The following is a 25,740-nucleotide window of genomic DNA, read 5'->3' as shown; positions in this document are numbered from 1 at the left end:
CTCTGAATGTCACCACGGCCCCTTCAGGGAGGTAGGGTCGTAGGCGGTCGGGGACATCCCATACAGCTCGCCGGCGTCGAAACCCGGCGTACCAACGAGGAGATCGGTTCGTGACGATCCGCGTAGGCATCAACGGCTTTGGCCGCATCGGTCGTAACTACTTCCGCGCGCTGCTGGAGCAGGGTGCAGACATCGAGATCGTGGCTGTCAACGACCTGGGTGACACTGCGACCACGGCACACCTGCTGAAGTACGACACGATCCTCGGCCGTCTCAAGGCCGAGGTGACGCACACCGCCGACACCATCACGGTCGACGGCCACACCATCAAGGTGCTCTCCGAGCGCAACCCCGCCGACATTCCGTGGGGTGAGCTGGGCGTCGACATCGTCATCGAGTCGACCGGCATCTTCACCAAGAAGGCCGACGCCGAGAAGCACATCGCCGGCGGCGCCAAGAAGGTCCTCATCTCGGCTCCGGCCAAGGACGAGGACATCACCATCGTGATGGGCGTCAACCAGGACAAGTACGACGCGGCCAATCACCACGTCATCTCCAACGCCTCCTGCACCACTAACTGTGTGGCGCCGATGGCCAAGGTTCTCGACGAGAACTTCGGCATCGTCAAGGGCCTGATGACCACGGTCCACGCGTACACCAACGACCAGCGGATCCTGGACTTCCCGCACTCCGACCTGCGTCGCGCCCGCGCCGCCGCGGAGAACATCATCCCGACCACCACCGGTGCCGCCAAGGCCACCGCTCTGGTCCTCCCGCAGCTCAAGGGCAAGCTGGACGGCATCGCCATGCGCGTCCCGGTCCCGACCGGCTCGGCCACGGACCTGGTCGTGGAGCTGCAGCGCGAGGTCACCAAGGACGAGGTCAACGCCGCGTTCAAGAAGGCTGCCGACGACGGCGACCTGCACGGCATCCTCTTCTACACCGAGGACCCGATCGTCTCCTCCGACATCGTCAGCGACCCGGCGTCGTGCACCTTCGACTCCTCGCTGACCATGGTCCAGGAGGGCAAGTCGGTGAAGATCCTCGGCTGGTACGACAATGAGTGGGGCTACTCCAACCGCCTCGTCGACCTCACGGTCTTCGTCGGCAACCAGCTCTGATCTGCACCATCTGATCTGCAACGAGAGCACCACGATGTGAGCGACAGGGCTCGGGCAGCGCAATGTGGCGCTGCCCGAGCCCTGTCGCGTGTTCAGCCCTCCGAGGAGCCGCAAAACATGAAGACCATCGACCAGCTGCTGGCCGACGGGGTCGCGGGCAAGCGGGTATTCGTCCGCGCCGACCTCAATGTGCCGCTCGACGGCACGACCATCACCGACGACGGTCGCATCCGTGCCGTCCAGCCGACGATCGCCAAGCTCGCCGAGGCGGGCGCGCGTGTCGTCGTCGCCTCGCACCTGGGCCGCCCCAAGGGCGCCCCGGACCCCGCCTTCTCCCTCGCCCCGGCCGCCGCGCGACTCGGTGAACTGCTCGGCGCCGATGTCGCGTTCGCGACCGACACGGTCGGCGAGTCCGCGCAGGCCGTCGTCGCGGGCCTGGCCGACGGCCAGGTCGCCGTCCTGGAGAACCTGCGCTTCAACGCCGGCGAGACGTCCAAGGACGACGCCGAGCGCGGCGCCTTCGCGGACAGCCTCGCCGCCCTCGCCGACGTGTACGTGGGCGACGGCTTCGGTGCCGTGCACCGCAAGCACGCCTCCGTGTACGACCTGCCGGCCAGGCTGCCGCACGCCGCCGGTTCGCTGATCGCCACCGAGGTCGGCGTCCTCAAGAAGCTCACCGATGACGTCAAGCGTCCCTACGTCGTCGTGCTCGGCGGCGCGAAGGTCTCCGACAAGCTCGGGGTCATCGACCACCTGCTGGAGAAGGCCGACCGCATCCTCATCGGCGGCGGCATGGCGTACACCTTCCTCAAGGCACAGGGCCACGAGGTCGGCATCTCCCTCCTCCAGGCGGACCAGATCCCGGCCGTGCTCGACTACCTGGAGCGCGCGAAGGCCAAGGGCGTGGAGTTCGTGCTCCCCGTCGACGTCCTGGTCTCGCCCGAGTTCCCGGACCTCAAGACCAAGGCTCCCGCCAATCCGACCGTCGTCGCCGCGGACGCGATCCCCGCCGACGAGGAGGGTCTGGACATCGGTCCGGAGACCCGCAAGCTCTACGCATCGAAGCTCGCCGACGCGGCCACCGTCTTCTGGAACGGCCCGATGGGCGTCTTCGAGCACCCCGACTACGCCGAGGGCACCAAGGCCGTTGCCCAGGCGCTCGTCGACTCCCCGGCCTTCACCGTCGTCGGCGGTGGCGACTCCGCCGCGGCCGTGCGGATCCTGGGCTTCGACGAGAAGGCATTCGGCCACATTTCGACCGGCGGCGGCGCGAGCCTCGAGTATCTCGAGGGCAAGACGCTTCCCGGCCTCGCCGCACTGGAGGACTGAACACTGTGAGTGACCGTACCCCGCTGATGGCGGGCAACTGGAAGATGAACCTCAACCACCTCGAGGCCATCGCCCACGTCCAGAAGCTCGCCTTCGCACTTTCCGACAAGGACTACGACGCCGTCGAGGTCGCCGTCCTGCCCCCCTTCACCGACCTGCGGTCCGTGCAGACCCTGGTCGACGGCGACAAGCTCAAGATCAAGTACGGTGCGCAGGACATCTCCGCGCACGACTCCGGCGCCTACACCGGTGAGATCTCCGGCCCGATGCTGGCCAAGCTGAAGTGTGCCTTCGTCGCCGTGGGTCACTCGGAGCGCCGTCAGTACCACGCCGAGACCGACGAGATCTGCAACGCCAAGGTGAAGGCCGCGTACAAGCACGGTCTGACGCCGATCCTGTGCGTCGGCGAGGGCCTGGACATCCGCAAGGCCGGCAACCAGGTCGCGTACACGCTCGCCCAGCTGGACGGCGGACTGAAGGACATCCCGGCCGAGCAGGCCGAGTCCATCGTGATCGCCTACGAACCGGTGTGGGCCATCGGCACCGGCGAGGTCGCCACCCCCGAGGACGCCCAGGAGGTCTGCGGTGCGATCCGTGGGCGCCTGGCGGAGCTTTACAGCCAGGATCTGGCCGACAAGGTCCGCATCCAGTACGGCGGCTCGGTGAAGTCGGGGAACGTCGCAGCGATCATGGCGCAGCCGGACGTCGACGGTGCCCTGGTGGGCGGCGCCGCGCTGGACGCCGACGAGTTCGTCAAGATCGTCCGCTTCCGCGACCAGTGAGTATGCGCTAGCGCCGATCCGGCGTACCCTTGCGGGGGCCTGGGGCTCGCATCGAGCCCGGGGCCCCCGTCGTCCGTGTTGAGTTCCGAGAGAATTGCCAGGAAGTAGGGTCCAGCCGTGGTTATGGGATTCTCGATCGCCCTGATCATCTTCAGCGGGCTGCTGATGCTGCTCGTGCTGATGCACAAGGGGAAGGGCGGCGGTCTTTCCGACATGTTCGGTGGCGGCATGCAGTCGTCCGTGGGCGGGTCCTCGGTGGCCGAACGCAACCTCGACCGCATCACCGTCGTGGTCGGTGTGCTGTGGTTCGCGTGCATTGTCGTACTTGGTCTGCTGATGAAGCTGGACAGCTGACCCACCTCCTTCCCGTCCCGAGCTGGGGTGTAACTCCAATCACTGGACGAGCGTTGGGCCTTACGTAGACTGGGGCACTCGCGGCGCAGCCGCTGTGAGACGCTGTGCAGCACCATTACGCAGGGAGTTACGACCGTGGCAAGTGGCAACGCGATCCGGGGAAGCCGGGTCGGAGCGGGGCCGATGGGCGAGGCCGAACGCGGCGAGTCCGCGCCGCGCCTCCGCATCTCCTTCTGGTGCTCGAACGGGCACGAGACGCAGCCGAGCTTCGCCAGTGACGCACAGGTCCCCGACACGTGGGACTGCCCGCGCTGCGGGTTCCCGGCCGGTCAGGACCGGGACAGCCCGCCGGACCCGCCGCGCACCGAGCCGTACAAGACGCACCTTGCGTATGTGCGCGAGCGGCGCAGCGACGCGGACGGCGAAGCGATCCTCGCGGAGGCCCTCGCCAAACTGCGCGGCGAGATCTAGTTGTTGAGTCCGGCCGGACACCCTCACGGGTGAGCGGCCGGACTTTCTCGTTGCCGGGCCGCTTCTCGTGCGCCGCCCAGTCGACGCCTCACCGACCGGCCTGATCAATTAGGTTGGACACGCAGCGGGGCATGCAGGCAGGTACGAGAAGAAGTGGGCTGATGTCCGAGATGAACGCAGGCAAGACCAGGCTCAACCAGACGCCCGAATGGACCGCTCTCGGCAAGCACCGCGAGCAGCTGGGGGAGACGCACCTGCGGGAGCTGTTCGCGGCGGACGCGGAGCGCGGCAGCACGTACACCCTCCAGGTCGGCGATCTGTATCTCGACTACTCCAAGCACCTGGTGACGGACGAGACGCTGGCGCTCCTGCGCGCGCTCGCCGATGCCACCCGCGTCTTCGGGCTGCGGGACGCCATGTTCCGCGGCGAGAAGATCAACACCACCGAGGACCGCGCCGTCCTTCACACGGCGCTGCGCGCGCCGCGCGACGCCGTGGTCGAGGTCGACGGCGAGAACGTCGTCCCCGGTGTCCACGCGGTGCTCGACAAGATGGCCGCCTTCTCGGACAAGGTCCGCTCCGGCGAGTGGACCGGACACACCGGCAAGCGCATCAGGAACGTCGTCAACATCGGCATCGGCGGCTCCGATCTCGGTCCCGCCATGGCCTACGAGACGCTGCGCTCCTTCACCGCACGCGATCTGACGTTCCGTTTCGTGTCGAACGTCGACGGCGCCGATCTGCACGAGGCCGTGCGCGATCTGGACCCCGCCGAGACGCTGTTCATCATCGCGTCCAAGACCTTCACCACCATCGAGACCATCACCAACGCCACCTCCGCCCGCGACTGGCTCCTCACCGGCCTCCAGGCGGGCCAGGAAGCCGTCGCCAAGCACTTCGTGGCCCTGTCGACCAACGGCGGGAAGGTCTCCGACTTCGGCATCGACACGGCGAACATGTTCGAGTTCTGGGACTGGGTCGGCGGCAGGTACTCCTACGACTCCGCCATCGGCCTCTCCCTGATGATCGCGATCGGTCCCGACCGCTTCCGGGAGATGCTGGACGGCTTCCACCTCGTCGACGAACACTTCCGCACCGCGGCCCCCGAGGAGAACGCCCCGCTGCTGCTGGGCCTGTTGGGCATCTGGTACGGCGCGTTCTTCGACGCCCAGTCGCACGCCGTCCTGCCGTACTCGCACTACCTGTCCAAGTTCACCGCGTATCTGCAGCAGCTGGACATGGAGTCCAACGGCAAGTCCGTCGACCGCGACGGCAATCCCGTGGACTGGCAGACCGGGCCCGTCGTCTGGGGTACGCCCGGCACCAACGGGCAGCACGCGTACTACCAGTTGATCCACCAGGGGACGAAGGTCATCCCCGCCGACTTCATCGGCTTCGCCAAGCCGGTTGACGACCTGCTGCCGGGCCTCGTCGCCCAGCATGACCTGCTGATGGCCAACTTCTTCGCGCAGACGCAGGCCCTTGCCTTCGGCAAGACACCCGACGAGGTGCGGGCGGAGGGCGTGACCGGGGACCTGGTCGCCCACAAGACGTTCCAGGGCAACCACCCGACCACCACGATCCTCGCCGACGAGCTCACTCCCTCTGTGCTCGGCCAGCTCATCGCCCTGTACGAGCACAAGGTGTTCGTCCAGGGCGCCGTCTGGAACATCGACTCCTTCGACCAGTGGGGTGTCGAGCTGGGCAAGGTGCTCGCCAAGAAGATCGAGCCCGTGCTGACCGAGGGCCGTGGCGGAGAGCAGCTCGACGGCTCGACGGCCACGCTGGCCGCCAAGTACCGCACACTGCGCGGCCGCTGAGCCGTGCGGGGTCAGGACGCGGTGCGGCTGCGGCCGCCGAGCAACAGACCGAACGAGCGCGTCGTCGGCTGGTGGCGGACGCAGTGCCTGCTGACGACGGCCGTTCCTGTGGCCGTCCTGGCCGTGCTCGGCGCACTCATCGCGCCCGCACGGACATGGCTGTGGGGCCCGGCAGCCGTACTGGCCGCCGCCGGCCTCGCCGGCACCGCGTTCTTCCCCGCGTGGTAACGGGTGCACCGCTGGGAGGTCACCGACGACGCCGTGTACGTGCGCACGGGCGCCGTGTGGCAGGCGTGGCGCATCGCGCCCATGTCCCGGATCCAGACCGTGGACACGGTGCGGGGGCCGCTGGAGCAGGCGTTCCGGCTGGCCACCGTCACGGTCACGACCGCCTCTTCCAAGGGGGCGATCAGGATTGAGGGCCTCGACCACGAACTGGCCGCCGAGCTCGCGGAGCGCCTGACCCGGATAACCCAGGCGACGCCCGGCGACGCGACATGAACGACGGAGAGCCGCAGACTCAGGCACGAGCACAGGTGCAGATGCAGGTGCAGTGGCAGCGGCTCGACGGGCGTACCGTCCTGGTCGCCGCCCTCGTGATGGCCGGCGTCGCCGTGGGCGCCGGACTGCCCGCGCTGCTCGGCCTCCTCGGCGACAGGCCGCTGTGGCAGGCGCTCGGCTGGGTGCTGGCCGGCGCCGTCGTGCTGATAGGTGCCGCCACCGTCGTCGACTGCGTGCGCTGGCGCAGGACCCGCTACCGCATCGGCCCCGAGCGGGTCGAGCTCCGCACCGGACTGTTCATGGTCAAACGGCGCTCGCTGGCCCGCGAGCGCATCCGCAGCGTCGATCTCACCGCCAACGTGCTGCTGCGGATACTCGGACTCGTCCAGGTCCGCATCGGCACCGGCGAACAGACCGCCGGCGGCGAATCCACGCTGGAACTGGACGCGGTCTCCAAGGCGGAGGCCGAACGGCTGCGCACGGAGCTGCTGGCCCGCTCCGCACCGACAGCATCGGGCACACACCCGGACGGCGTGCTGGCCGCCCTCGACACGGCATGGATCCGCTACGCCCCCGTTTCCTTCGTCGCCCCCGTGCTCGGCGGCGCGGCGGCAGGCGTGGTGATGCAGGTCAGCGAGTGGTTCGGTGCGCAGGGCGAGGTCATCGACTGGGTCTGGGAGCGCTTCAGGGACACCCCTGTCGTCTGGATGATCGTCGTCCTCGCCGGTACGGCCCTTCTCACCGGTGTCGTGGGGGCGCTCGCCCTGTGGATCGAGATGTGGTGGAACTACCGCCTGGAACGGGAGCCCGGCGGGACGCTGCGGGTCAGGCGTGGCCTGTTCACCGCCCGCTCGCTGTCGATCGAGGAACGGCGTCTGCGCGGCGTGGACCTCGTCGAGCCGCTGGGCGTCAGGCTGTTCGGTGCGGCGCGGCTGGACGCGGTGGCCACCGGACTGGTGAAGGACGGCGAGGACGAGCACACCGACCGCAGGACGCTGCACCCCGCGGCGCCCCGCGCCCTGGTCGACCGGGCCGCGGCGGACGTGCTGCGCGAGGCGTCCTCGCCGTTGGACGCGTCGCTGCTGACCCCACATCCCCGGGCCGCCAGGGGTCGCAGACTGCGCTGGGCGCTGGCGTCGGCGCTGCTGCCGGTGGCGGTGCTCGCGGGCCTGGGGCTGTGGCTGACGCCGGTGCTGGTGTGGACAGCGGTGGGGTGCGCGGCGGTGGCGGTCCCCGTGGCGGTCCTGCTCGCGCTCGACGCCTACCGGAATCTGGGGCACGGCGTCGCGGGGGCGTACCTGCTGACGCGCTCGGGCACCGTGCGCCGCAGCACGGTGGCGCTGCAGCGGAGCGGTGTCATCGGCTGGACGGTCCGGCAGTCCGTCTTCCAGCGGAGGGCCGGCCTGATCACGGTGACGGCGACGACGGCGGCGGGCGCGGGAGCGTATGCCGTCCACGACGCCGGTGAGGTGGAGGGGCTGGCGTTCGCGGCGGAGGCGGTGCCGGGGGTGCTGGAGCCGTTCCTGGAGCGGGGGTAGGGCCGCGGGGTACGGCGGTGTCGTCACATGCCGAACGGGCTGAAGTCGCAAGCAACTTCAGCCCGTTCGCAGGTGCTATGCCGATGCCGGCGGGTACAGATCCCGCGGCAGCTCCGCCGCCGCAGCCGCGTCCAGCAGCCACAGCGTCCGTGCCCTGCCGTACGCTCCCGCCGCCGGGGCCTGGATCTCACCGGCGCCCGACAGCGCGATCTGGACGGCCTTCGCCTTGTCCCCGCCGGCAGCCAGCAGCCACACCTCACGGGCCGCACGGATGGCGGGCAGGGTCAGCGAGATGCGGGTCGGCGGCGGTTTCGGCGCGCCGTGCACACCGACCACCGTGCGTTCCGTCTCGCGGACCGCCGGCAGCTCGGGGAAGAGCGACGCCACATGGGTGTCCGGCCCGACACCGAGCATCAGCACGTCGAACGTCGGCACCGGACCGTGGTCCTCCGGCCCTGCCGCGGCTGCCAGTTCGGCCGCGTAGGCCGCCGCCGCGGCATCCGCGTCCGAGCCGTGCGGACCGTTCGACGCCGGCATGACGTGCACCCGGGCCGGGTCCAGCGGCACGCTGTCCAGCAGCGCCTCGCGGGCCTGCGTGATGTTGCGCTCCGGGTCGCCGTCCGGCAGGAACCGTTCGTCGCCCCACCACAGGTCGAGCCGCGACCAGTCGATCGCATCCCGCGCGGGCGCCGAACTCAGCGCGGCCAGCAGGCCGTTGCCGTTGCGACCGCCCGTGAGAACGACCGACGCCGAGCCGCGCGCGGCCTGGGCGTCCACGATCTTCGTGATCAGCCGGGCCGCCGCGGCCTGCGCCATCAGCTCCTTGTCGCGGTGCACGACCAGCTGCGCGGTGCTCACTTCGCCGCCGCCTTCTTCGCCGGAGCGGTCTTCTTCGCGGGCGCGGCCGCCTTCTTCTCGGGCGCGGCAGCCACGGGTTCGTCCGCAGCCCCGTCGCCGAGGCGGTCCACCCCGTACCGCAGCGCCGAGGCGTACGTGTCGTCCGGGTCCAGCCGCCGCAGCTCCTCCGCGATCAGCTCGGCCGTCTCACGCCGCTTGAGCGCCACCGCGCGGTCCGGCTGGCCCTCGATGGACAGCGTCGCGAGCGATCCGTCCGGCCGGTCCAGCACGATCGGACCGCCCGTGGACTCCATCCGTACCGAGGTCAGGCCCGGGCCCGAGGACAGCGAACGCTTCACCGGGACGTCCAGCCGGACCGCAAGCCACATCGCCAGCAGTTCGCAGCTCGGGTTGAACTCCTCGCCCTCCACCTCGACCGAGGTGACCTGGCAGACGACCTGGTCCAGGGCGGCCGCGAGCATCGAGCGCCACGGGGTGATCCGGGTCCAGGACAGGTCGGTGTCACCGGGGGTGTAGGCATCCGCCCGTGCGGTGAGCTCCTGCACGGGCTGCTCGGCGGCGTAGGTGTCGGTCACCCGGCGCTGTCCGAGCGCACCGAGCGGGTCCGACGCGGGGTCGGTCGGCGCGTTCACCGGCCACCACACGACGACAGGGGCATCGGGCAGCAGCAGCGGCAGCACCACGGACTGGGCGTGGTCGGCGACCTCGCCGTACAGCCGCAGCACCACCGTCTCGCCGGTTCCGGCGTCCGCGCCCACGCGCACCTCGGCGTCGAGCCGGGCCTTCGCCCGGTCGCGCGGGGAGCGCGAGACACGCTTGACGACCACGAGCGTGCGCGAGGGATGCTCGCGCGAGGCCTCGTTGGCGGCCTTCAGGGCGTCGTAGGCGTTCTCCTCGTCGGTGACGATGACGAGGGTGAGCACCATGCCGACGGCCGGCGTGCCGATCGCGCGACGACCCTGCACCAGCGCCTTGTTGATCTTGCTGGCCGTGGTGTCCGTAAGGTCGATCTTCATGGCCGGCGCCAGCTCCGTCCGTCTCGTGCGAGCATCTCGTCCGCCTCCGTGGGACCCCAGGTGCCGGACGCGTACTGCGCGGGCTTGCCGTTGCGGTCCCAGAACTGCTCGATCGGGTCGAGGATCTTCCAGGACAGCTCGACCTCCTCCACCCTCGGGAAGAGGTTGGAGTCGCCGAGCAGCACATCGAGGATGAGCCGCTCGTACGCCTCCGGGCTGGACTCGGTGAACGATTCGCCGTACGCGAAGTCCATCGAGACGTCCCGTACCTCCATCGAGGTGCCGGGGACCTTGGAGCCGAAGCGCATGGTGACGCCCTCGTCCGGCTGCACGCGGATGACCAGGGCGTTCTGCCCCAGTTCCTCGGTGGCCGTCGAGTCGAACGGCGAGTGCGGGGCGCGCTGGAAGACGACCGCGATCTCGGTGACGCGGCGGCCCAGGCGCTTTCCGGTGCGCAGATAGAAGGGGACACCCGCCCAGCGGCGGTTGTCGATCTCCAGCTTGATCGCGGCGTAGGTGTCCGTCTTCGACTTGGGGTCGATGCCGTCTTCCTGGAGATAGCCGACGGCCTTCTCGCCGCCCTGCCAGCCCGTCGCGTACTGCGCGCGGACCGTGCTCTTCGCCAGGTCCTTGGGCAGCTTCACCGCACCCAGCACCTTGGTCTTCTCGGCCGCGAGGGCGTCCGCGTCGAAGGAGGCGGGCTCCTCCATCGCGGTCAGCGCGAGCAGCTGGAGGAGATGGTTCTGGATGACGTCACGGGCGGCGCCGATGCCGTCGTAGTAGCCGGCGCGGCCGCCGATGCCGATGTCCTCGGCCATCGTGATCTGCACGTGGTCGACGTACGACCGGTTCCAGATCGGCTCGAAGAGCGTGTTGGCGAACCGCAGCGCCAGGATGTTCTGGACGGTCTCCTTGCCCAGGTAGTGGTCGATCCGGAAGACCTCGTTGGACGGGAAGACCTCGTGCACCACCTGGTTGAGCTCCTTGGCGGAGACCAGGTCGTGGCCGAACGGCTTCTCGATGACCGCGCGGCGCCAGGAGCCTTCCTTCTGGTCCGCCAGGCCGTGCTTCTTCAGCTGCTGGACGACGTGGGGGAAGAACTTCGGCGGCACGGACAGGTAGAAGGCGAAGTTGCCGCCGGTGCCCTGTGCCTTGTCGAGCTCCTCGATCGTGGACTTCAGCTGCTCGAAGGCGTTGTCGTCGTCGAAGGTGCCCTGCACGAAGCGCATCCCCTGGATGAGCTGCTGCCAGACCTCCTCACGGAACGGCGTGCGCGCATGCTGCCTGACCGCGTCGTGGACCTCCTGGGCGAAGTCCTCGTGCTGCCACTCGCGGCGGGCGAAGCCGATGAGCGAGAAGCCCGGCGGCAGCAGTCCCCGGTTCGCGAGGTCGTAGACGGCGGGCATCAGCTTCTTGCGGGACAGGTCACCCGTGACACCGAAGATGACCAGGCCCGACGGCCCCGCGATACGCGGGAGCCGTCGGTCTGCAGCATCACGGAGCGGGTTGGCTCCGCCAATACCGGACAAGGTAGGTCAGCCCTCCGACGGAGCGAGGCGCTTGAGCTCGGCCTCGGTCGACTTGAGCAGGTCGTTCCAGGACGACTCGAACTTGTCGACGCCCTCGTTCTCCAGCAGCTGGACGACGTCGTCGTACGAGATGCCGAGCTTCTCGACCGCATCGAGCTCGGCGCGCGCCTGCTCGTACGTGCCGCGCACCGTGTCACCGGTGATCTGCCCGTGGTCCGCCGTGGCGTCGAGAGTGGCCTCCGGCATGGTGTTGACCGTGCCCGGGGCGACCAGATCGTCGACGTACAGCGTGTCCTTGTACGCCTTGTCCTTGACACCGGTCGAGGCCCACAGCGGACGCTGCTTGTTGGCCTGCGCCTTGTCGAGGGCGGCCCAGCGCTCCGAGGAGAAGACCGCCTCGTACGCCTCGTACGCCAGACGGGCGTTGGCCAGGGCGGCCTTGCCGCGGGCCTCCTTGGCCTCCGGAGTGCCCAGCGCGTCCAGCCGCTTGTCGATCTCGGTGTCCACACGGGACACGAAGAAGGAGGCCACCGAGTGGATCTTGGAGATGTCCAGGCCGGCGGCCTTCGCCTTCTCCAGGCCCGCCAGGTAGGCGTCCATGACCTCGCGGTAACGCTCCAGCGAGAAGATCAGCGTCACGTTGACGCTGATGCCCTTGCCGATGACCTCGGTGATCGCAGGCAGACCCGCCTTGGTGGCCGGGATCTTGATCAGCGTGTTCGGACGGTCCACCAGCCAGGCGAGCTGCTTGGCCTCGGCGATGGTCGCCTTGGTGTTGTGCGCCAGACGCGGGTCGACCTCGATGGAGACCCGGCCGTCCTGGCCGTCGGTCGCGTCGAAGACCGGGCGCAGGATGTCCGCGGCGTCACGCACGTCCGCGGTCGTGATCATGCGAATGGCTTCCTCGACCGTCACCTTGCGGGCGGCGAGGTCCTCCAGCTGCTGGTCGTAGCCGTGGCCGTCCGAGATCGCCTTCTGGAAGATCGACGGGTTGGTGGTGACACCGACGACGTGCTGCTGGTCGATCAGCTCGGCGAGATTGCCGGAGGTGATCCGGGTGCGGGACAGATCGTCCAGCCAGATCGCCACGCCTTCGTCGGAGAGGCGCTTGAGTGCGTCCGTCATGAGAGTTGCATCTCCTACTTGTCGTATACCGGCGTCAGCGCGCGGCGGCTTCGATCGATTCCCGGGCGGCGGCGGCGACCGCGTCGGCGGTGAAACCGAACTCGCGGAAGAGCACCTTGCCGTCCGCGGAAGCGCCGAAGTGCTCCAGCGAGACGATGCGCCCGGCGTCGCCGACGTAGCGGTGCCAGGTGAGCCCGATACCGGCCTCGACCGCGACACGTGCCCTCACCGACGGCGGAAGCACCGAGTCCCGGTACCCCTGCTCCTGCTCCTCGAACCACTCGACGGACGGCATCGAGACCACGCGGGCCGGGACACCGGCGGCCTGGAGCTGCTCGCGGGCCTCGACGGCCAGCTGCACCTCGGAGCCCGTGCCGATCAGCACGACCTGGGGGTCGCCCCCTTCGGCCTCGAACAGGACGTAACCGCCCTTGGCCGCGTCCTCGTTGTGCTCGTACGTCGGCACGCCCTGACGGGTCAGCGCGAGGCCGTGCGGGGCGCCCACACCGAACTTCTTGGTGTAGCGCTTGAGGATCTCGCGCCAGGCGACCGCGGTCTCGTTGGCGTCGGCCGGGCGCACGATGTTCAGGCCCGGGATGGCGCGCAGCGTGGCCAGGTGCTCCACCGGCTGGTGGGTCGGGCCGTCCTCGCCGAGACCGATCGAGTCGTGCGTCCACACGTAGGTGACCGGCAGGTGCATCAGCGCCGAGAGACGGACCGCGTTGCGCATGTAGTCGGAGAACACAAGGAAGGTGCCGCCGTAGATGCGGGTGTTGCCGTGCAGCGCGATGCCGTTCATGACCGCGGCCATGGCGTGCTCGCGGATACCGAAGTGGATCGTGCGGCCGTAAGGGTCGGCCTCCGGCAGCGGGTTGCCCGCGGGCAGGAACGACGACGTCTTGTCGATGGTCGTGTTGTTCGAGCCGGCGAGGTCGGCGGAGCCGCCCCACAGCTCGGGCACGACCGCGCCCAGCGCCTGCAGGATCTTGCCGGAGGCAGCACGGGTGGCGACACTCTTGCCGGTCTCGAACTCCGGCAGCTTCTCCTCCCAGCCCTGGGGCAGCTCGCCCGCACGGATGCGGTCGAACTCCGCGGCGCGCTCCGGGTTGGCCGTACGCCACGCGGCGAACGTCTTCTCCCACTCACCGCGGGCCTCACGGCCGCGGTCGAGCGCCTTGCGGGTGTGCCCGATGACCTCGTCGGAGACCTCGAAGTGCTTCTCCGGGTCGAAGCCCATGACGCGCTTGGTCGCTGCGACCTCGTCCTCGCCCAGCGCCGAGCCGTGCGCGGCCTCGGTGTTCTGCGCGTGCGGCGCGGGCCAGGCGATGATCGAGCGGGCCGCGATGAACGAGGGACGCTCGGTCTCGGCCTGCGCCGCCTTCAGGGCGTGGTACAGGCCGACCGGGTCCAGGTCGCCGCTCGGCAGCTGCTCGACGCGCTGGACGTGCCAGCCGTACGCCTCGTACCGCTTGAGGGTGTCCTCGGAGACGGCCGTCTCCGTGTCGCCCTCGATCGAGATGTGGTTGTCGTCCCACAGCAGGACCAGGTTGCCCAGCTTCTGGTGGCCGGCCAGCGAGGACGCCTCGGCAGAGATGCCCTCCTGGAGGCAGCCGTCACCGGCGATCGCCCAGATCGTGTGGTCGAACGGGGACGTGCCCGGAGCGGCGTCCGGGTCGAACAGACCGCGCTCGTAACGGGCGGCCATCGCCATGCCCACCGCGTTGGCGACACCCTGGCCGAGCGGACCGGTCGTCGTCTCGACACCGGTCGTGTGGCCGTACTCCGGGTGGCCGGGGGTCTTCGAACCCCAGGTGCGGAAGGCCTTCAGATCATCGAGCTCCAGGCCGTAGCCGGCCAGGTAGAGCTGGATGTAGAGCGTGAGGGACGAGTGTCCGGCGGACAGGACGAACCGGTCACGGCCGGTCCAGTCCGCGTCGGCCGGGTCGTGCCGCATCAGCTTCTGGAAGAGAACATAAGCGGCGGGGGCCAGGCTCATTGCCGTACCCGGATGGCCGTTGCCGACCTTCTGTACGGAATCCATGGCCAGGACGCGGACGGTGTCGACTGCCCGCTGGTCCTCTGCGGTCCACTCGAGGTCTGTGGTGGTCGGCTTGGTGCTCACCCTGAGTCAGGGCTCCTCTCCACATGTCGAATCCCGGTGACGAGGGGTGTACCGGGCGCTGTCGAGCCTACCCTCGCAGCAACGCGCCTCTTTTCGAGTGCGTGTCTCATCAGTTCGGTCGGACATTGTCAGAGTGCGGGTACCGGGTGCCGCTCGCCTGTCGGGGATGTATACGGGCGGCATCGGCAAGGGGCTCAACACGAGTGCACCCCCGCGAAGATCGCCCCATGGGCAACGTCTAGAGTGGCGTGGTACGCGCAAGTCTTTACCGGGTCCTCACACCTCCGTAGCCGTTCGGGCAAGGCAGGAACCCCCGGCGAGCTTGCTGGGATTTCTCTGTCAGGGGTGTGCGTGACGGCCGTCGAGTCCCGACCCGCAGGGGTCGTCTTGGCCACCGGCCCGGGGGGCCATCGGCCGTTCGGGGCCCGCGTCAAGGCATTCGTGGCGCTGACCAAGCCGCGGATCATCGAACTGCTGCTGATCACCACCGTCCCGGTGATGTTCCTGGCCGAACAGGGCGTCCCCGATCTGTGGCTGGTGCTCGCGACATGTCTGGGCGGCTACCTCTCCGCCGGCGGCGCGAACGCGCTCAACATGTACATCGACCGCGACATCGACGCGCTCATGGACCGCACGTCGCAGCGCCCGCTGGTGACCGGCATGGTCTCGCCCCGCGAGGGGCTGGTCTTCGGCCTCGCGCTCGCAGTGATCTCCACGCTCTGGTTCGGACTGCTCGTCAACTGGCTGTCGGCGGCCCTGTCACTCGGCGCACTGCTGTTCTATGTCGTCGTCTACACGATGATCCTCAAGCGGCGCACCGCGCAGAACATCGTCTGGGGCGGCATCGCCGGCTGCATGCCCGTCCTCATCGGCTGGTCCTCCGTCACCGATTCGGTGTCCTGGGCGGCCGTCATCCTCTTCCTCGTCATCTTCTTCTGGACGCCGCCGCACTATTGGCCGCTGTCGATGAAGGTGAAGGAGGACTATGCGCGCGTGGGCGTGCCGATGCTGCCGGTCGTCGCCGGCAACAAGGCCGTGGCCCGGCAGATCGTCCTCTACAGCTGGGTGATGGTTGCCGTCTCGCTGCTGCTGACCCCGCTCGGCTACACCGGCTGGTTCTACACCGTGGTCGCACTGGTCACCGGCGGCTGGTGGCTGTGGGAGGCGCACGGGCTGCAGAGGCGCGCCAAGGAAGGCGCTACGGGCGGCAAGCTCAAGGAGATGCGCCTGTTCCACTGGTCCATCACCTATGTGTCGCTGCTCTTCGTGGCCGTGGCCGTGGACCCGTTCCTGCGCTAGGTCCTGTCCGGGCGATCTTTGAGGATCAGCCCGCGGCGTCAGATGCACGGGGCCTCCCCCGGCCCGCCAGGGCCGAGGGGACGCATCGCAAGGCGGTGGGGGCACCACCCGGCCGCCAGGCCGGGGGAGATCGTCCTCGTACTGGACGTACTTGGGCGACTCCAACAACACAGCGTGGGGGTACTCCCCCTGTCTCCGCCCGGGGGGACCCCCACCGGCCGACGGCTGGGGGAGTGCCGTAGCCGGCGTCGCGGGCCCGAGAAGACCGCCCGGACAGGACCTAGCCGCCCTTTGCACCGGGGCGTGTGCCATGCCACTCGCCCCGCAGTCGCCAAGCGATCTACCCGCCGGTAGCATCCTGGCCATGGCAGACACCCAGGTTGAGACGAGCGCACAGGACGCCAAGCGGGCCGCGAAGGCCGAGCGCAAGGCGGCCAAGCTCGCCAAGCAGATCCGGTCGTTCTCCAAGGCGCACGGCGGCGCCGAGGGACAGCTCGCCTACATCGGCCAGATGGGCACCCGCATCGTCCTCGTCGGTGAGGACGGCGGCTGGGGCGACCTCGTCGCCCCCACCCACGCCATCGCGGCCGCCGCCGCGGAGAAGTCCGGCATCACGCTCCACGAGGACTTCGACGGCGACTTCGCGGCGAAGGTCCGCACCGGTCCGTACGAGTGGACCCGCATGGCGGGCATCCAGGTCGGCGGCCCGTCCAACGGCTGAGCAACACCTCGCACGGGGCTCACCCGTTAGGACTGTGGAAGCACGGTCCTAGTCAGGGAGCTCCCGATGATCGACGCCGCGTCCTCGGTGCGTCTGGTCGACCAGTACTGCCATGGGGTGCTCCGTACGGAACTGGGCCTCGGTACCTTCGAGGCGCACCTCGGCCCGAGTTCCGCGGCCGGGCCGCCCGCCGCGGGCACCACGTTCTTCGACACCCAGACGGGTTTCGCCGTACGGCGCTGGTGCCCGCCGCTGCTCGGCCTCGAAGCCCACTGCCCGCCCGCCCGCTACCTCGCCCGCAGACGCGAGCTGGGAGTGGTCGAGGCGGGCAGACGGCTGTTGCGGGGTACCGGCATCGCGACGTACCTGGTCGACACCGGTCTTCCCGGCGATCTCGCGGGTCCGGGTGAGATCGCCGCGGCGGGGGCGGCGGACGCCCGCGAGATCGTCCGGCTCGAACTGCTCGCCGAGCAGGTTGCCGACACCTCGGGCACCGTCGAGTCCTTCCTCGCGAACCTCGCCGAGGCGGTGCACGGGGCGGCCGGCACGGCCGTCGCCTTCACCACCGTCGCCACCGCGGGCGAAGAACCGGCCGCGCACGAGGCGGAACCGCCGGGACCGGGCGAAGTGCGCGGCGCCGTGGGGCGCTGGCTCGCATCCCGCCGGGTCGGCGACCCACCGGGTGACCCCGTACTGCTGCGCCACCTGTTGTGGGTCGCCGTGGCCACGGGCCTGCCGCTGCAACTGCACGTCGGAATCCGCGACCCGATGGCACTCGCGCCGTTCGCCGCGGCGACGGCGGGCCTCGGGACGGACCTGGTCCTGCTGCACGGGTATCCGCACCATCGCAGCGCGGCGCATCTGGCGAGCACCTTCCCGCACGTCTACGCGGATCTGGGCCCGGCTCTGTCGCAGACGGGGGCGCGGGCGGCCGCAGTGCTCGCGGAGATCCTGGAACTGGCGCCGTTCGGCAAACTGCTCTTCTCCAGCGGCGCCCGCGGCCTCCCGGAGCTGCACGTGGTGGGAGCGAGCGTCTTCCGTGACGCGGTGACCCGAGTGCTCGGCGGCTGGGTCGTCGACGGCGCCTGGTCGCGGTCGGACGCGGAGCGGGTGGCCGGCATGCTGGCGGCGGGGAACGCGCGGCGGGTGTACGGGCTGGCGGCGGCGTAGCACCACGCGGGGTGCGTTCACCCCTCCCCGCTGGGGGAGGGGAAGGCTCAGGCCGTCGCGAGTGCCGGTTGGGACGGGATCGCCGCGGACGACGCCTCCCGTTCGCGCAGGCTCAGCGCGAGCCGGACGACCGCGATCCACATCAGCGAGGAGCCCAGCATGTGCGCACCGACGAGGATCTCCGGGACGTGTGTGAAGTACTGGACGTAGCCGATCGCGCCCTGCGCCAGCACCACCAGCAGCAGATCACGGGCCCGCGCCCGGGTGTCGTCGGGGGCGTCCACCACGCGCAGCACCAGCCACATCGCGACGGCCAGCGCGCAGACCACCCACGCGGAGATCGCATGGACGTGGGCCGCGACAGTCCAGTCCCACGGCATGCGCGGGACATCGCTGCTGTCCCCGGCGTGCTTGCCGGAGCCCGTGACCGACGTGCCCAGCACGATCAGCACCGCCGAGGTCGCCACGATCGCCCATGACAGCTTGCGTACCGGCCGCGGCACCCGCGGCCGCGGCGCGGCGTCCCCTTCACCCGTGCGCACCCAGGTGACGGCCGCGACCGTCAGGAGTCCGTTGGCGAGGAGGAAGTGCCCGGCCACCGTCCACGGGTTCAGGCCCGCCCACACGGTGATGCCGCCGACGACGGCGTTGCCCATGACGATCCAGAACTGGAGCCATGCCAGCCGGGTCAGGCCGCGCCGCCGCGGCTTGGTGGAGCGCACCGCGATGATCGCCCAGCCGACCGCCGCCGACAGCACGTACGTCAGCATCCGGTTGCCGAACTCGATCGCACCGTGGATCCCCTGCTCGGACGTGGCGACCAGGCTGTCGTCCGTGCACTTGGGCCAGGTGTCGCAGCCGAGACCGGACCCGGTCAGCCGGACGGCGCCGCCCGTGATGATGATGAGCACGCTCATCACGACGGCGGAGAGCGCCGCACGTCGCAGGGTTTTGGGCGACGGTGTCCAGCGCTGGGCGATATAGGCGAGGGGGGTCTGCACGGGCCCTATCGTAGGCCGGGGCTTGTGCATGCTTTCACGAGGGGTCGGTCACAGGCGGGAACGCGGTCCGGAAGCGGGACCCGTCCAGATGCTCCTCCTCGTCCCACCACAGGGCGAACCGCCAGTGCGCCGCCGCAGACGGCCGGTCCGGCGACTGCAGGAACGCATCCGTCAGATCCGCCGCGACCGCCGCTGCCGTGCGGTCCGTCACGGCGTCCATCCCGCGCCAGGGGAACGCCAGCGGCGCCCACGACCCGTCGTCGGCGCGTACGTCGAACCGCCACACCGCGCGCCACGAGCGCGCCCGCAGGATCCGCCGCACCTCCGAGCGGTCGAGCAACAGTCCCTCGGCGATCACATCCGTGGGCACGCCTTCGATGCGCCCCGCCACGACCGCGAGCGGCAGCAGCCGGTCCGGAAGCAGCTCGCGCTTGCGCAGGTGCGTGAGTCCGCCGTCGAAGGGGCATCGCCGCAACCGGCGTTCCAGCTGGTCGCCGAGGTGGTCGAGCACCGCCGCGTGCGCCCGCTCGGCCGGGTCGGGGGTGCTCCACACCGCGTGGAACGCGCGCTCCGCCCGTACGGCCCATTCCGCCGCGTCCACCGGGCGGGCCAGCTCGTCCAGCCGGTCACCGAGAAAGGCGTACGCCTGGGCCAGCCCTTCCCGGTTTCTGGGATCGCTACGGTCCAGGCGCTCCCAGACGGCGATCGCCCGGTGCGTGGCCTCGACCGCCGCGAGGCCCGCCCGCCGGTCCTCGGACGACGGCTGCTCCCCGTCCGGGTGGAAGGCGTAGCGCGGCAGACCGAGCTCGTCGCTGAGCGGCTCGGCGAGATACACCGCCCGGTTGATCAGGGCTCTGGCGTACCAGCGGGCGTGCTCCTCGTCGTGCCTGGCAGGCTCGGCACACCGCCGTACGGCCTCGTCGACGGCCGCGAGGGCGTCGGCACGCCTGCCGGTGTCGAAGTGGTGACGCGCCAGATCGCCGTATCTCAGGCTGAGCGTGGCGGTGAGGGACAGATCGTCCACGGCGTGCGGAGCGAGTGCGGCGATCAGGTCGGTCAGCATGCGTTCGCGTCTACGGGGTGAGGCCGCGGGCCTGCCGGCCCTGACCCTCGCCCATTCCGCATCAAGTCGCAGTGCGGCGGATCGTTCCATCCAGACCTCCGGTGGTGCGGGTCCCGATGGAAGCATCCTGGCGTGCGTGTCACTCCCAGCGGAAGAGCCGGGCGGCCGCCCCCAGTCCGAGCACCGCCCATACGGCCAGTACGCCGGCGTCGCCCCACGGCATCCCGGAACCGTCCTGGAGCACATCGCGCAGGCCGTCGGAGAGCGCCGAGATCGGCAGCAGGGCGAGCACGGAGGCGACACCGTCCGGGAATCTGTCCAGCGGCACGATCACACCCCCGCCCACCAGGAGCAGCAGAAAGACGAGGTTGGCGGCTGCCAGGGTCGCCTCCGCCTTCAGCGTCCCGGCCATCAGCAGGCCGAGCCCCGAGAACGCCGCGGTGCCGAGGAGGAGCAGCAGGAGGACGGCGAACGGGCTGCCCTCCGGCGACCAGCCGAGCGCGAAGGCGATGACGGTCAGCAGGACGATCTGCAGGGCCTCGGTGACCAGCACGGACAGCGTCTTGGCGCACATCAGCGCCCAGCGGGGGATCGGTGAGGCACCGAGCCGCTTGAGCACGCCGTAGCGCCGCTCGAAACCGGTCGCGATGGCCTGGCCCGTGAAGGCGGTGGACATCACGGCGAGCGCGAGGACACCGGGGGCGAGGAAGTCGACGGCCGCGCCGTCCCCGGTGTCGACGATGTCGACGGTCGAGAACAGCACCAGCAGCAGCGACGGGATGATCACGGTGAGCAGCAGTTGCTCACCGTTGCGCAGCAGCATCTTCGTTTCGAAGGCGGCCTGCGCGGCGATCATGCGCGCGAGCGGCGCCGCCCCGGGCTTCGGCGTGTAGGTCCCGGCGCTCTGCTTCGGTGGGTGCGTACCGGCGCTCATCCCCGCAGCTCCTTGCCCGTCAGCTCCAGGCTGTGCTGTCCCGGGGGGCGACCCCCGGACCCCCGGCCGTGGCCGGCGACGTGCCGCATCATCCCCGCAGCTCCTTGCCTGTCAGCTCCAGGAACACGTCCTCGAGTGTGTGCCGTTCCACCGAGATGCCGTCGGGCATCACCCCGTGCTGGGCGCACCAGGAGGTGACCGTCGCCAGCAGCTGAGGGTCGACCTGGCCGCTGATCCGGTACGCGCCCGGGGTGAGCTCCGCCGCGGCCGTGCCGTCCGGGAGGGCCTTCAGCAGCGAACCGACGTCGAGGCCGGGGCGGCCGGTGAAGCGCAAGGTGTTCTCGGCGCCGCCCCGGCACAGTTCCTCGGTCGTGCCGTGGGCGATCACCCGGCCGGCGTCCACGATCGCTACGTCGTCGGCCAGCTCTTCCGCCTCGTCCATGAAGTGCGTGGTCAGGACGGTGGTGACGCCGTCGGCGCGCAGCTCGCGCACGAGGTCCCATGTGGAGCGGCGGGCCTGCGGGTCGAGTCCGGCCGTCGGTTCGTCGAGGAAGACCAGCTCGGGGCGGCCGACGACGGCCAGTGCGAGCGCGAGGCGCTGCTGCTGGCCGCCGGAGAGCCGGCGGTAGGTGGTGCGACCGCAGCTGCCGAGGCCGAGGCGTTCGATCAGCGCGTCCACGTCCAGCGGGTGCGCGTGCAGCCTGGCCATGTGGCGGAGCATCTCGTCGGCGCGGGCGCCCGAGTAGACGCCACCCGATTGGAGCATCACGCCGATGCGGGGGCGCAGGCGTCCTGCGTCCGCGACAGGGTCGAGGCCGAGGACGCGGACCGTGCCGGAGTCGGCGCGGCGGTAGCCCTCGCAGGTTTCGACCGTGGTGGTCTTGCCGGCGCCGTTGGGGCCGAGGACGGCGGTGACGGATCCGGTCGCGACGTCGAGGTCGAGCCCGTCGACGGCGGTCTTCGATCCGTACCGTTTGACCAGGCCCCGGATCTCGACGGCGCGCTCGGTTCGCATGCCCGGAAGTCTAGGCGGGTGCTGCGGCCCCCCCGTCCGCGGGTCCGGAAGGCGGTCGTCCACGGGTCCTGGGAGCAGTCGACCGCGGTGCGCGCGAGGGGCCGTCCGACCTGGCCGAAAACCATCGGAGTGATCATTTCTGCAGGTCAGCTTAGGTATGCCTAAGTGATGCACGGCACCACGCGGTGATCCGGACGCGGCTTGTCAGTGTCTGAGGAATTACGCAACAATGGTGTTGTGAAAAACGTCGGCGAGTCTCCCCAGGAGGAACTGGCGACCGGTGAGCGCTCCACGCGCAACCGTGTCGCGCGCTCCATCCTGGACCACGGTCCGTCCACCGTGGCCGATCTCGCTGGCCGCCTCGGACTCACCCAGGCAGCCGTGCGGCGTCACCTCGACACGCTCGTGTCGGAGAACGTCGTCGAGCCGCGCGAGCAGCGCGTCTACGGCGCCCGCACGCGCGGTCGCCCCGCCAAGGTGTTCGCCCTGACCGACTGCGGCCGGGACGCCTTCGACCAGTCGTACGACACGCTGGCCGTGGATGCCCTGCGCTGGATCGAGCAGCACGCCGGTGAACCGGCTGTCGCCGCCTTCGCGCGGGAACGGATCGAGGCCCAGGGCGAGGCCTACCGCGCGGCCGTGGAAGCTGCCGCTCCTGAAGACCGCACCGAAGCGCTTGCCAAGGCCTTGAGTGCCGACGGGTACGCTGCTACGGCCCGTACCGCACCGGTCGGCGAGCAGCTCTGCCAGCATCACTGCCCGGTCGCCCACGCGGCCGAGAAGTACCCGCAGCTGTGCGAGGCGGAGACCGAGTTCTTCTCGCGGCTCCTCGGGACGCACGTCCAGCGGCTGGCCACCATCGCCCACGGCGACGGCGTCTGCACGACCTTCATCCCACGCAGCTCACCCCCGAGCGGCGACGCACAGACCACCACACCATCAGCATCTGCAAGCACGGCCGGGAGGAACCCCGCATGACTCTCCCCACGGAGACTGCCCACCCCGAACTCGAGGGTCTGGGTACGTACGAATTCGGCTGGTCCGACTCCGACGTGGCAGGCGCCGCGGCCAAGCGCGGTCTCTCCGAGGATGTCGTCCGCGACATCTCCGCGAAGAAGAACGAGCCGGAGTGGATGCTGAAGCTGCGGCTGAAGGGTCTGCGTCTGTTCGACAAGAAGCCGATGCCGAGCTGGGGCTCCGACCTGTCGGGCATCGACTTCGACAACATCAAGTACTTCGTGCGCTCCACCGAGGCGCAGGCCGCCTCCTGGGAGGACCTGCCCGAGGACATCAAGAACACCTACGACAAGCTCGGCATCCCGGAGGCGGAGAAGCAGCGCCTGGTCGCCGGTGTCGCCGCGCAGTACGAGTCCGAGGTCGTCTACCACCAGATCCGTGAGGACCTGGAGGAGCAGGGCGTCATCTTCCTCGACACGGACACCGCGCTGAAGGAGCACCCCGAGCTCTTCCAGGAGTACTTCGGCACGGTCATCCCCGTCGGTGACAACAAGTTCGCGTCGCTGAACACCGCCGTGTGGTCCGGCGGATCGTTCATCTACGTCCCCAAGGGTGTCCACGTGGACATCCCGCTCCAGGCCTACTTCCGTATCAACACGGAGAACATGGGCCAGTTCGAGCGGACGCTGATCATCGTCGACGAGGACGCCTACGTCCACTACGTCGAGGGCTGCACCGCCCCGATCTACTCCTCGGACTCGCTGCACAGCGCCGTGGTCGAGATCATCGTGAAGAAGGGCGGCCGCTGCCGCTACACGACCATCCAGAACTGGTCGAACAACGTCTACAACCTGGTCACCAAGCGTGCCGTGGCGTACGAGGGCGCGACCATGGAGTGGGTCGACGGCAACATCGGCTCCAAGGTCACCATGAAGTACCCGGCCGTCTACCTGATGGGCGAGCACGCCAAGGGCGAGACGCTGTCCATCGCCTTCGCGGGCGAGGGCCAGCACCAGGACGCCGGCGCCAAGATGGTCCACATGGCGCCGAACACCTCCTCCAACATCGTCTCCAAGTCGGTGGCGCGAGGCGGTGGCCGCACCTCCTACCGCGGTCTGATCGAGATCGGCGAGGGCGCACCGGGCGCGAAGTCCAACGTGCTCTGTGACGCACTGCTGGTCGACACGATCTCCCGCTCCGACACCTACCCCTATGTCGACGTCCGCGAGGACGACGTGTCCATGGGCCACGAGGCGACCGTCTCCAAGGTCTCCGAGGACCAGCTCTTCTACCTGATGAGCCGTGGTCTGACCGAGTTCGAGGCGATGGCCATGATCGTGCGCGGCTTCGTCGAGCCGATCGCCAAGGAACTCCCCATGGAGTACGCCCTGGAGCTCAACCGGCTGATCGAGCTGCAGATGGAGGGCTCGGTGGGCTGACGCCCCCGTACCCGACAAGCAGCGATTGACTTCTTACGCAGTTACGCAGGAAGAGAGCAAGACGACAGCCATGGCTGAGGCTCAGAACATCCCGGTGGGCTCCACCACCGCCGGTTCCATCGCGGTGGCCGCCGAGTCGACCGTCGCCACCCGTATGAGTGCGCCCCCGTCGTTCGACGTGGCGGACTTCCCGGTTCCGCACGGTCGCGAGGAGGAGTGGCGCTTCACTCCGCTCGAGCGGCTCGCCGGACTGCACGACGGCACCGCCGTCGCCACCGGCACCGGGGTCAAGGTCGCCGTCGAGGCCCCCGCGGGCGTCACCGTCGAGTCCGTCGGCCGCGACGACGCGCGCCTCGGCAGGGCCGGCACCCCGGTGGACCGGGTCGCCGCCCAGGCGTACTCGTCCTTCGAGCAGGCCTCGGTCGTCACCGTCCCCAAGGAGACCGTGCTCACCGAGCCGGTGCGGATCGCGGTGCACGGCGAGGGCGGCGTCGCCTTCGGTCACCAGGTCATCGAGCTCGGCGCGTTCGCCGAGGCCGTGGTGGTCATCGACCACACCGGTGACGCGGTGCTCGCCGCGAACGTCGAGTACGTCCTCGGCGACGGCGCCAAGCTCACCGTCGTCTCCGTCCAGGACTGGGACGACAAGGCCGTCCACGTCGCCCAGCACAACGCGCTGGTCGGCCGCGACGCCTCCTTCAAGTCGGTCGTGGTCACCTTCGGCGGCGACGTCGTCCGCCTCCACCCGCGGGTCGCCTACAGCGGCACCGGCGGCGAGGCCGAGCTCTTCGGTCTGTACTTCACCGACAAGGGCCAGCACCAGGAGCACCGCCTCCTCGTCGACCACAACAGCCCGCACTGCAAGTCCAACGCGGTCTACAAGGGCGCGCTCCAGGGCGACGACGCCCACGCGGTGTGGATCGGCGACGTCCTCATCCGGGCCAGTGCCGAGGGCACCGACACCTACGAGATGAACCGCAACCTCGTCCTCACGGACGGTGCGCGGGTCGACTCGGTGCCGAACCTCGAGATCGAGACCGGCGAGATCGCCGGCGCCGGTCACGCGTCCGCCACCGGCCGCTTCGACGACGAGCAGCTGTTCTACCTGCAGTCCCGCGGCATCCCGGAGTCCGAGGCCCGCCGCCTCGTCGTCCGCGGCTTCTTCGCGGAGCTGGTCCAGCAGATCGGCCTGCCCGACGTGGAGGAGCGCCTCATCGCCAAGATCGAGGCGGAGCTGGAGGCAGCCGTCTGATGGCCTTCGTCAAAGCCTGTGCGCTGAGCGAGCTGGAGGAGGACACCCCGAAGCGGGTGGAACTCGACGGCACGCCGGTGTCGCTGGTGCGCACCGAGGGCGAGGTGTTCGCGATCAACGACATCTGCTCGCACGCGAACGTCTCGCTGTCGGAGGGCGAGGTCGAGGACTGCGCCATCGAGTGCTGGCTGCACGGCTCCAGCTTCGACCTCCGCACCGGCAAGCCGTCCGGCCTTCCCGCGACGCGCCCCGTCCCCGTATACCCCGTAAAGATCGAAGGGGACGATGTGCTCGTCTCCGTCACCCAGGAGTCCTGAGTCACC

General features: G+C 69.7%; 23 protein-coding genes and 1 pseudogene. 15 read left to right on the top strand and 9 right to left on the bottom strand.

Annotated elements, in window-relative coordinates; genetic code table 11:
- Positions 1-110: 110 nt before the first annotated feature.
- The 8 genes and pseudogenes from gap to AC067Z_RS00700 all read left to right on the top strand — a co-directional run bounded on the left by gap (position 111) and on the right by AC067Z_RS00700 (position 7,916).
- Positions 111-1,121, top strand: a complete 1,011-nt coding sequence (gene gap, locus AC067Z_RS00735; RefSeq protein WP_478787218.1) for a type I glyceraldehyde-3-phosphate dehydrogenase — start codon at positions 111-113, stop codon at positions 1,119-1,121.
- Positions 1,122-1,238: 117 nt separating this feature from the next.
- Positions 1,239-2,450, top strand: a complete 1,212-nt coding sequence (locus tag AC067Z_RS00730) for a phosphoglycerate kinase (RefSeq protein WP_478787217.1) — start codon at positions 1,239-1,241, stop codon at positions 2,448-2,450.
- Between the two features lie 5 nt (positions 2,451-2,455).
- Positions 2,456-3,232, top strand: coding sequence for a triose-phosphate isomerase (gene tpiA, locus AC067Z_RS00725; protein ID WP_478787216.1), 777 nt, complete (start codon positions 2,456-2,458; stop codon positions 3,230-3,232).
- A 123-nt stretch (positions 3,233-3,355) separates the two neighbouring features.
- Entirely contained in the window at positions 3,356-3,586 is a 231-nt protein-coding gene (gene secG / locus AC067Z_RS00720) for a preprotein translocase subunit SecG (protein WP_478787579.1), read from the top strand.
- Between the two features lie 135 nt (positions 3,587-3,721).
- Positions 3,722-4,057 (top strand): RNA polymerase-binding protein RbpA, encoded by a 336-nt coding sequence (locus tag AC067Z_RS00715; RefSeq protein ID WP_079110552.1) that lies wholly within the window; start codon positions 3,722-3,724, stop codon positions 4,055-4,057.
- Positions 4,058-4,227: 170 nt separating this feature from the next.
- The gene (gene pgi, locus AC067Z_RS00710; RefSeq protein ID WP_478787578.1) at positions 4,228-5,877 is read left to right on the top strand and encodes a glucose-6-phosphate isomerase; all 1,650 of its coding nucleotides are present in this window, start codon (positions 4,228-4,230) and stop codon (positions 5,875-5,877) included.
- 3 nt (positions 5,878-5,880) lie between these two features.
- Positions 5,881-6,378 (top strand): annotated as a pseudogene (locus AC067Z_RS00705) (PH domain-containing protein).
- Positions 6,375-7,916, top strand: coding sequence for a PH domain-containing protein (locus tag AC067Z_RS00700; RefSeq protein WP_478787215.1), 1,542 nt, complete (start codon positions 6,375-6,377; stop codon positions 7,914-7,916). The pseudogene AC067Z_RS00705 and the gene AC067Z_RS00700 overlap by 4 nt, the downstream one beginning before the upstream one ends.
- A 75-nt stretch (positions 7,917-7,991) precedes the next feature.
- On the opposite strand, the gene pgl is transcribed toward AC067Z_RS00700, so the two are convergent.
- From pgl to tkt, 5 genes are read right to left on the bottom strand one after another with little or no spacing between them, the layout of a single operon-like run.
- Positions 7,992-8,774 (bottom strand): 6-phosphogluconolactonase, encoded by a 783-nt coding sequence (gene pgl / locus AC067Z_RS00695; RefSeq protein ID WP_478787214.1) that lies wholly within the window; start codon positions 8,772-8,774, stop codon positions 7,992-7,994.
- The gene (opcA, locus tag AC067Z_RS00690; protein WP_478787213.1) at positions 8,771-9,790 is read right to left on the bottom strand and encodes a glucose-6-phosphate dehydrogenase assembly protein OpcA; all 1,020 of its coding nucleotides are present in this window, start codon (positions 9,788-9,790) and stop codon (positions 8,771-8,773) included. The genes pgl and opcA overlap by 4 nt, the downstream gene beginning before the upstream one ends.
- On the bottom strand, positions 9,787-11,310 hold the full coding sequence (gene zwf / locus AC067Z_RS00685) for a glucose-6-phosphate dehydrogenase (RefSeq protein ID WP_478787577.1): 1,524 nt from the start codon (positions 11,308-11,310) through the stop codon (positions 9,787-9,789). The genes opcA and zwf overlap by 4 nt, the downstream gene beginning before the upstream one ends.
- A 15-nt stretch (positions 11,311-11,325) precedes the next feature.
- Positions 11,326-12,444: a transaldolase gene (gene tal / locus AC067Z_RS00680; RefSeq protein ID WP_478787212.1), complete on the bottom strand. Its 1,119-nt coding sequence runs from the start codon at positions 12,442-12,444 to the stop codon at positions 11,326-11,328.
- A 34-nt stretch (positions 12,445-12,478) separates the two neighbouring features.
- Positions 12,479-14,566: a transketolase gene (gene tkt, locus AC067Z_RS00675; protein ID WP_478787211.1), complete on the bottom strand. Its 2,088-nt coding sequence runs from the start codon at positions 14,564-14,566 to the stop codon at positions 12,479-12,481.
- Between the two features lie 345 nt (positions 14,567-14,911).
- On the opposite strand from tkt, the gene AC067Z_RS00670 reads away from it, so the two are divergent.
- The 3 genes from AC067Z_RS00670 (at position 14,912) to AC067Z_RS00660 (ending at position 17,756) form a co-directional block, all read left to right on the top strand.
- Complete coding sequence (locus AC067Z_RS00670; protein ID WP_478787210.1) at positions 14,912-15,865, top strand: heme o synthase; 954 nt, start codon at positions 14,912-14,914, stop codon at positions 15,863-15,865.
- Between the two features lie 364 nt (positions 15,866-16,229).
- A complete protein-coding gene (locus tag AC067Z_RS00665; protein ID WP_478787209.1) occupies positions 16,230-16,586 on the top strand; it encodes a hypothetical protein in 357 nt (118 codons plus the stop codon).
- Between the two features lie 66 nt (positions 16,587-16,652).
- The gene (locus AC067Z_RS00660; RefSeq protein WP_478787208.1) at positions 16,653-17,756 is read left to right on the top strand and encodes an amidohydrolase family protein; all 1,104 of its coding nucleotides are present in this window, start codon (positions 16,653-16,655) and stop codon (positions 17,754-17,756) included.
- A 47-nt stretch (positions 17,757-17,803) separates the two neighbouring features.
- Here AC067Z_RS00660 and AC067Z_RS00655 read toward each other — a convergent pair whose 3' ends face one another.
- The 4 genes from AC067Z_RS00655 to AC067Z_RS00640 all read right to left on the bottom strand — a co-directional run bounded on the left by AC067Z_RS00655 (position 17,804) and on the right by AC067Z_RS00640 (position 21,769).
- Positions 17,804-18,787 (bottom strand): COX15/CtaA family protein, encoded by a 984-nt coding sequence (locus tag AC067Z_RS00655; RefSeq protein WP_478787207.1) that lies wholly within the window; start codon positions 18,785-18,787, stop codon positions 17,804-17,806.
- 4 nt (positions 18,788-18,791) lie between these two features.
- Positions 18,792-19,820: a hypothetical protein gene (locus tag AC067Z_RS00650; RefSeq protein ID WP_478787206.1), complete on the bottom strand. Its 1,029-nt coding sequence runs from the start codon at positions 19,818-19,820 to the stop codon at positions 18,792-18,794.
- A gap of 139 nt (positions 19,821-19,959) precedes the next feature.
- Positions 19,960-20,754, bottom strand: a complete 795-nt coding sequence (locus tag AC067Z_RS00645) for an ABC transporter permease (RefSeq protein WP_478787205.1) — start codon at positions 20,752-20,754, stop codon at positions 19,960-19,962.
- A gap of 88 nt (positions 20,755-20,842) precedes the next feature.
- A complete protein-coding gene (locus AC067Z_RS00640; protein WP_478787204.1) occupies positions 20,843-21,769 on the bottom strand; it encodes an ABC transporter ATP-binding protein in 927 nt (308 codons plus the stop codon).
- A 237-nt stretch (positions 21,770-22,006) separates the two neighbouring features.
- On the opposite strand from AC067Z_RS00640, the gene AC067Z_RS00635 reads away from it, so the two are divergent.
- The 4 genes from AC067Z_RS00635 (at position 22,007) to AC067Z_RS00620 (ending at position 25,734) form a co-directional block, all read left to right on the top strand.
- Positions 22,007-22,747 (top strand): helix-turn-helix transcriptional regulator, encoded by a 741-nt coding sequence (locus AC067Z_RS00635; RefSeq protein ID WP_478787203.1) that lies wholly within the window; start codon positions 22,007-22,009, stop codon positions 22,745-22,747.
- Positions 22,744-24,165, top strand: a complete 1,422-nt coding sequence (gene sufB, locus AC067Z_RS00630; protein WP_478787202.1) for a Fe-S cluster assembly protein SufB — start codon at positions 22,744-22,746, stop codon at positions 24,163-24,165. Before AC067Z_RS00635 ends, sufB begins: the two co-directional genes overlap by 4 nt.
- A 70-nt stretch (positions 24,166-24,235) precedes the next feature.
- Positions 24,236-25,417, top strand: coding sequence for a Fe-S cluster assembly protein SufD (sufD, locus tag AC067Z_RS00625; protein WP_478787201.1), 1,182 nt, complete (start codon positions 24,236-24,238; stop codon positions 25,415-25,417).
- Positions 25,417-25,734 (top strand): bifunctional 3-phenylpropionate/cinnamic acid dioxygenase ferredoxin subunit, encoded by a 318-nt coding sequence (locus AC067Z_RS00620; protein WP_478787200.1) that lies wholly within the window; start codon positions 25,417-25,419, stop codon positions 25,732-25,734. Before sufD ends, AC067Z_RS00620 begins: the two co-directional genes overlap by 1 nt.
- Positions 25,735-25,740: the final 6 nt, after the last annotated feature.

The organism is Streptomyces sp. NPDC043812 (assembly GCF_056436245.1).
The sequence above is the reverse complement of the archived record's forward strand: the minus strand, read 5'-3'. Positions and strand labels throughout refer to the sequence as shown.